The sequence below is a fragment of the Agrococcus sp. KRD186 genome (assembly GCF_017168255.1).
Classification (GTDB): Bacteria; Actinomycetota; Actinomycetes; order Actinomycetales; family Microbacteriaceae; genus Agrococcus.
On sequence record NZ_JABFAP010000001.1, the window covers coordinates 380,170 to 385,830 of the forward strand.

7 protein-coding genes and 1 pseudogene are annotated in these 5,661 nt (G+C 67.6%); 5 read left to right on the forward strand and 3 right to left on the reverse strand.

Annotation, left to right across the window (positions count from 1 at the left end; all coding sequences use genetic code 11):
• The first annotated feature begins 101 nt into the window (after positions 1 to 101).
• Positions 102 to 1,373 carry an IS21 family transposase gene (istA, locus tag J1M46_RS01930; RefSeq protein ID WP_342384403.1) on the forward strand — a complete coding sequence of 424 codons (1,272 nt, stop codon included), beginning with the start codon at positions 102 to 104 and terminating at the stop codon, positions 1,371 to 1,373.
• A gap of 68 nt (positions 1,374 to 1,441) precedes the next feature.
• A complete protein-coding gene (gene istB, locus J1M46_RS01935; RefSeq protein WP_342384224.1) occupies positions 1,442 to 2,107 on the forward strand; it encodes an IS21-like element helper ATPase IstB in 666 nt (221 codons plus the stop codon).
• A gap of 249 nt (positions 2,108 to 2,356) precedes the next feature.
• Here istB and J1M46_RS01940 read toward each other — a convergent pair.
• The 3 genes and pseudogenes from J1M46_RS01940 to J1M46_RS01950 form a co-directional block, all read right to left on the reverse strand.
• Positions 2,357 to 2,620: pseudogene (locus J1M46_RS01940) on the reverse strand (ISL3 family transposase); the annotation flags it as partial.
• Positions 2,621 to 2,699: 79 nt separating this feature from the next.
• A complete protein-coding gene (locus J1M46_RS01945; protein WP_206446294.1) occupies positions 2,700 to 2,975 on the reverse strand; it encodes a hypothetical protein in 276 nt (91 codons plus the stop codon).
• Positions 2,976 to 3,120: 145 nt separating this feature from the next.
• Positions 3,121 to 4,200 carry a hypothetical protein gene (locus tag J1M46_RS01950; protein WP_206446295.1) on the reverse strand — a complete coding sequence of 360 codons (1,080 nt, stop codon included), beginning with the start codon at positions 4,198 to 4,200 and terminating at the stop codon, positions 3,121 to 3,123.
• 422 nt (positions 4,201 to 4,622) lie between these two features.
• On the opposite strand from J1M46_RS01950, the gene J1M46_RS01955 reads away from it, so the two are divergent.
• From J1M46_RS01955 to J1M46_RS15580, 3 genes are all read left to right on the forward strand, one after another.
• Positions 4,623 to 4,871, forward strand: coding sequence for a hypothetical protein (locus tag J1M46_RS01955; RefSeq protein ID WP_206446296.1), 249 nt, complete (start codon positions 4,623 to 4,625; stop codon positions 4,869 to 4,871).
• Between the two features lie 67 nt (positions 4,872 to 4,938).
• Positions 4,939 to 5,298, forward strand: a complete 360-nt coding sequence (locus J1M46_RS15575; protein WP_274606900.1) for a cation transporter — start codon at positions 4,939 to 4,941, stop codon at positions 5,296 to 5,298.
• Positions 5,299 to 5,312: 14 nt separating this feature from the next.
• Positions 5,313 to 5,661: cation diffusion facilitator family transporter (locus J1M46_RS15580; protein WP_342384225.1), on the forward strand; the 349-nt coding region annotated here is incomplete at its 3' end.

The window sequence follows — 5,661 nt, forward strand, 5'->3', positions numbered from 1 at the left end:
CGAACATACCCACTTGGGCAGTCTAGAAGCGCCCGATTAGTGCCCCGCACGGACACCAAGAACCCCGGAAACTCAAGGCAGAATGACCATCAGGTCACGAAATCCGGCCGAGGTGGCACGATCCAGGCCGGGTGTTCGACCGGCTGGTCGCCGAGCACGGCTACGCGGGGTCGTATTCCCCGGTGCAGCGGCTCGTGAAGCAGTATCGGGCCGAGCATCGCTCTCGGGCCGAGGGGTTCCTGGAGTTGGCGTGGCCGCCGGGGCAGGCGCAGGTCGATTTCGGTCAGGGCGTGGCGATCATCGCGGGGGTGCGGACGCTGCTGCATCTGCTGGTGGTGACGTTCCCGTTCTCGAACACCCGGTTCGTGCAGGCCTACCGCGGCGAGACCGCCGAGTGCGTCTGTGATGGGCTGCGCCGCATCTTCGAGCACGTGGGGTTCGCGCCCCGGGTGCTGGTGTTCGACAACGCCACCGGCGTGGGGCGGCGTAGCGGGCAGAGGGTCGTCGAGTCGAAGCTGTTCGGCGCGTTCAAGGCGCATTACCGGCTCACCGCCCGTTACTGCAATCCGAACTCGGGCAACGAGAAGGGCAACGTCGAGAACGCGGTGGGGTTCCTGCGCCGCAACCTGATGGTTCCCGAGCCCGAGGCGGCGTCGTTGGCGGCGTTGAACCAGGTGCTGCTGGAGCGCTGCGATGCGCTCGCCTCGCGGGAGCATTGGCGCAAGGACGTCCCGATCGGTGAGCTGTTCGCCGACGACATCGCCGCCGGGCTGGAGCTGCCTGGGATCGGCTTCGACCCGGTCCGGTACGAGTCTCGCCGCGCGGACAAGACCGGCAAGATCATCGTCGAGGGCGTCGCGTATCTGGCGGGTCCGGCCTATCACGGCCGGCATCTCACCGTCGGGGTCCGCCACGACAGGATCGAGATTCTCGACGAGCACGCGCACCCGGTGGTGGTGTTCGACCGGGTGTTCGGACGCAGCGAGCAGACCGTGTTCGCCGCGGGACAGCTGCTACATGCCCTCGCCGTGAAGCCCGGCGCGTGGTCGCATTCGCCGGCGCGTGAGCTGGTCGCCGACCCCGTCCGCGACTGGCTCGACCAGGCGGGCTTGGCGGAGCGGGCGCGGCTGCTGGCCCGGCTGGACCACGCCGCCACGGCAACCAGCTTCGAGATCGCGATCGATGCCGCCACCGCGTTGCTCGGTCACGGTGCCGACCCCGCGGGCGACGGGCTTGGCATGCTCGCCCGCCGCATCCACGACGGCCTCGAACCGGCCGCCACGGTCGTCGACCTGCATGTCTACGACCAGTTCACCGAGCAGCCTGGCGCCGACGCGGCGGCTACGGCCCAGACCCAGGAGGACGCGGCATGACCGGCGCACCCGTCACCAATGACGACATCATCACCGCCGGCCGGGCGATCTCGCTCACCACGACCGTCGTGGCCGACTGGGCGACCCGGGGCACGCCGAAGCAACGCGAGTACCTGCACGGGTTCCTCGCCGCCGAACACGCCTCCCGTCAGCATGCCCGCCACGTCCGGCTGCTGCGAGCCGCGCGGCTGCCGGCGCTGAAGTCCCTCGATGGCTACGACTGGTCCGCGATCCGCTTCCCCGACGGCTACGGCCGCGAGCAGCTCACCGACCTGGAGTTCCTCCAGCATGCCGGGGACCTGGTGTTCTACGGCGATGTCGGCACCGGCAAGACCCACCTCGCCTGCGCGTTGATCGCCGCCGCCTGCCAACGAGGCATCCCGGCACGATTCCACACCACCGCGTCACTGGTCGCCCAGCTGCGCCGCGCGAAAGACGCCGACCGGCTCGACAAAGAACTCGCCGCGATCGCCAGATACCCGCTGCTGGCAATCGACGAATTCGGATATCTGCCGATCGATGCCGAGGGCGCCCGGCTGCTGTTCCAAGTCATCGCCGACGCATACGAGAAACGCAGCCTGATCCTGACCACCAACCTCGAGTTCGCCCGCTGGGGCACCGTGTTCGGCGACGACCAGATGGCCGCCGCAGTCATCGACCGCATCGTCCACCACGGCCGGCTCCTGCAGTTCCGCGGCGAGTCCTACCGCGTCGCCCACGCCCTCATGAAATAGCCGACCCAGACCGACACGGCCCCCGGCCGTCACCGACCGCGCCGAGCGAGACCGCGCCCGGCACGCCACGGCGAGGCCATCGCCCACGATCGAACAGCTCGCCGAACGCCTCGCAGCGACGACGAGCACCCGCGCTGGCCAGCGCCCACGTCACGGATTCCAGCCGCGCACACATGGCCGGAATCCGTGCACACGTGGCCGGAAAATCCGCGCTCAAACGGCCGACATCCACTTGACAAAACACAAGCGGTCGAGCGCGTCGCCTGCGAGGCGGACCACATGGAACGGATCCATGACCGCGACCGCGTCGGGCAGCTCCTCCGCCGCGGCGGTCTTGAAGCCCGTGAAGCCGTCCGTCACGACGACCTCGACTCCGTCGCGCCATGCGCCGTCGCGTTGGTTCAGCCATTGCTTGAACGCCTGCTTCGATCGGCCCTCAACCATGTCTAGCAGCCGGGAGGGGGCAGTGCCGGCGCGGATCGGGGTGAGGTCGATGGTGACGGTGACGAACTTGCGCTCACCGACCACCTACACCCTCGTTTACGAAGATCCCCTTATTGGGAGACATGCCCTAGTGAAGATGGCGCCCGGATCAGGAACTTCCGGGGTGACGAGGCCGCCTCGACGCGACGCGCGCGAGGACGAGCGCAGCACTGGAAGCGACGAGAATGGTCGCGATGGTCAGCGTGCCCGGCATGGAATGCCGAGTCATAAGAGCAGCGGCAAGCACGACGCCGCCCGCGACGAGCGCCGCGCAGGCAATCGAAATGGCAGCGGCCGGGCGCTCTCGGCCTGTACGAAGCGCCAGCGCGTAGGCGCCGCAGCCCGCGGCGAACGCCAGCAGGCCCGCCACCGCGCCGACAGCCACGCCGCCTGCTATTGCCCACGGCAAGAACGGGTCGGCCACGACGGAGCCAGCCTGAATCGCTGCAGCACCAAAGATGAGTAGGCCGCCGAGGACAGCGCCTGTCCCGAGCGCGGCTGTTGCCCCTGTCAGGGTCGTCACACGAGTCCTAGTATGCATTGTTGAGATTGCTAGCAAACGTCGCCCAGTTTGCAAGCGCGCCGCCACGGTAGACGGGGCTGTTGAGCCACATCGCGTCATTCACGATGTATGCGCTGACCACCAACTTCTTGACGCCCCCGACAGTTCGGAACTCAAACACAATGTTCGAACCCAAACCATCTACATGATTGCGGGTTGCATCGAACTGGAAGCCAAAGTAGTTAGTGCCAGTGAATGTGCTCTTGAACTTGCACTCGAAATTGAACCCCGCAACCCTCAATGGAAGGATTTGGCCAGGCGACGGAAAGGCCCTCGGTGCGCCTGAGACTGGGAAATAGCAGTTAAAGCAGCTTCGCAGCAGCATCGAATTCTTGGATGCGGTCCATTTGACGTTGTAACTGTAGGTATATCCCCAGGCGGGGTCGGCCACAACGGGGTAGTCGATGCCAGCGTGTGAAAGGTCGACGTGCTGGGTGAGGGTGGCTCCCTCCCATGAATACGTCGTCGGGACGGGGTCCCCGTCAGCATCGACTGCCCACGGCAACCGGAGGCTGCCGAGAATGTCTTCACCCGATTCGATGTAGTAAAGTTGATCGGAGGCGGTTAGTGTCGTCCCGACGGGGACGTCGAAGGTGTAGTCATAACTGGTCGGCGCAGAGGCATCCGCGATAACAGTGAGCACCCTCACACCAGCACTTGTCGGCTGCACCAGCGCCTCGACCAACTCGCTGCTGGTTTCAAGCACGGTAATGCCATCTACCTCGCCGATCACATCCGTCCCATAGTCGACGCTGAACTCGATTCCAGGTGACTGCCCCTCGACATAGTCAAGGCCGTCAACAATTACCGAGGGAGCGCTGTCCGTCTCGGCAACGGATGCAAACCCATCGACGACGGTCTCCGCAACAATCTCAGGAACGATCGCCTCGGCCGCCCCGATCGCTCCAATGTTGCTCGGATCATGTCCTTCTTCGGCAGATGCCCCGGGGATGGCCACAAACGTCAACGCAACGGCTGCCACTGAGGCGACCGAGACTTTCCAGAAGCTTTGTCGCCTAGCTTTCATTCGAGTGGGGTGATGGGGCACGATTCGATCCGTTCGTCTCCAGCCACCCTCTCGTAGGTGCGAGGGAGGTCTGCGCTATGACTACCACAGCCTTCGGGACTTCTGGCGAATTGCGGTCTCGCGATACACCAGCTTGTCACTGAAACCCAAGGCTCCCGACGCGCGGCCAGCGGGCGGGGCCCCGAGGATTGTTCGCCACTGGCGCTCCAGCACGCGGTGGTGCGCCTCGCGGTGAGTCCGAGGCAGTCGTCCAAGGGCCCGCGCCGGACTCGACTGACACGATCGGCGCGCCTGCCGTCGAGTCGGTCATGTCGGCTGACCACGGCAGCCGCTGCTGCTGCGACGCCGTGCTACGACCTCGTCACCCGATCGCGCGCACGAACGCCGTCCACGACATCCGCTCGACCACGCCGCCGGCGGCCGCCGCCAGCCGCGCGTCGTCGGTGACGAGCACGTCGGCCTGCAGGGTCGCGACCGCCGAGCTCGCGCCGTGGCTCGCGAGCCACGCCGGCGTCAACGCGCTCGACCTCACCGGCGCGGGCGAGCTCGACTGGATCTCGCTCGAGCAGAGCGCCGCCGACACGCTCAAGCGGGTCATCCGGCCGGAGCCGGGCATCGCGCCCGAGACGCCGCAGCGCATCCTCGCCCTGACGGAGACGAAGACCATCTGGCACACGAAGTCGCGCCTGTAGCGGTGCGGGGGCACGGTGCGGTTCGGCGCGGCGCACGGGCGCGTCGGCTGAAGGGCGGCGGGCACTGATGTCGGGCGGTCACGCGCACGGGCACGGCGGGGCGGATGCGTCGAGCACGACGCGCATCGCCGTCGCGTTCGGCATCACCGCAGCGCTGCTGCTCGCGCAGATCGTCGGCTCGATCGTCACCGGCTCGCTCGCGCTGCTGGTCGACACCGTGCACATGCTGACGGATGTCGCCGGGCTCGGCGTCGCGCTCGGCGCGCAGCGGCTGCTGCGGCTCGCGCAGATCGTCGGCTCGATCGTCACCGGCTCGCTCGCGCTGCTGGTCGACACCGTGCACATGCTGACGGATGTCGCCGGGCTCGGCGTCGCGCTCGGCGCGCAGCGGCTGCTGCGGCGGCCGCGCAGGCTGCCGCGCTGCTGATCGTCGCGCTGGTCGTGGTGATCGAGGGCGTGCGCCGGCTCGGCGAGCCGACCGACGTGCCGGGGCCGCTGCTGCTGGTGTTCGGCGTCGTCGGGCTGGTCGGCAACCTCGTTTCGCTCGCGGTGCTCGCCGGCGGCCGCGGCTCGAGCCTCAACCTGCGGGCGGCGTTCCTCGAGGTGCTGAACGACGCGATCGGCTCGGTCGCAGTGATCGCGGCGGCGGTCGCCATCTGGATCTGGGGCTTCCAGCAGGCCGACCTGATCGCGAGCGCGCTGGTGGCGGCGCTGATCGTGCCGCGCTCGATCGTGCTGCTGCGCGACACCGGCCGCATCCTGCTGGAGTCGGCGCCCGAGCAGCTCGACC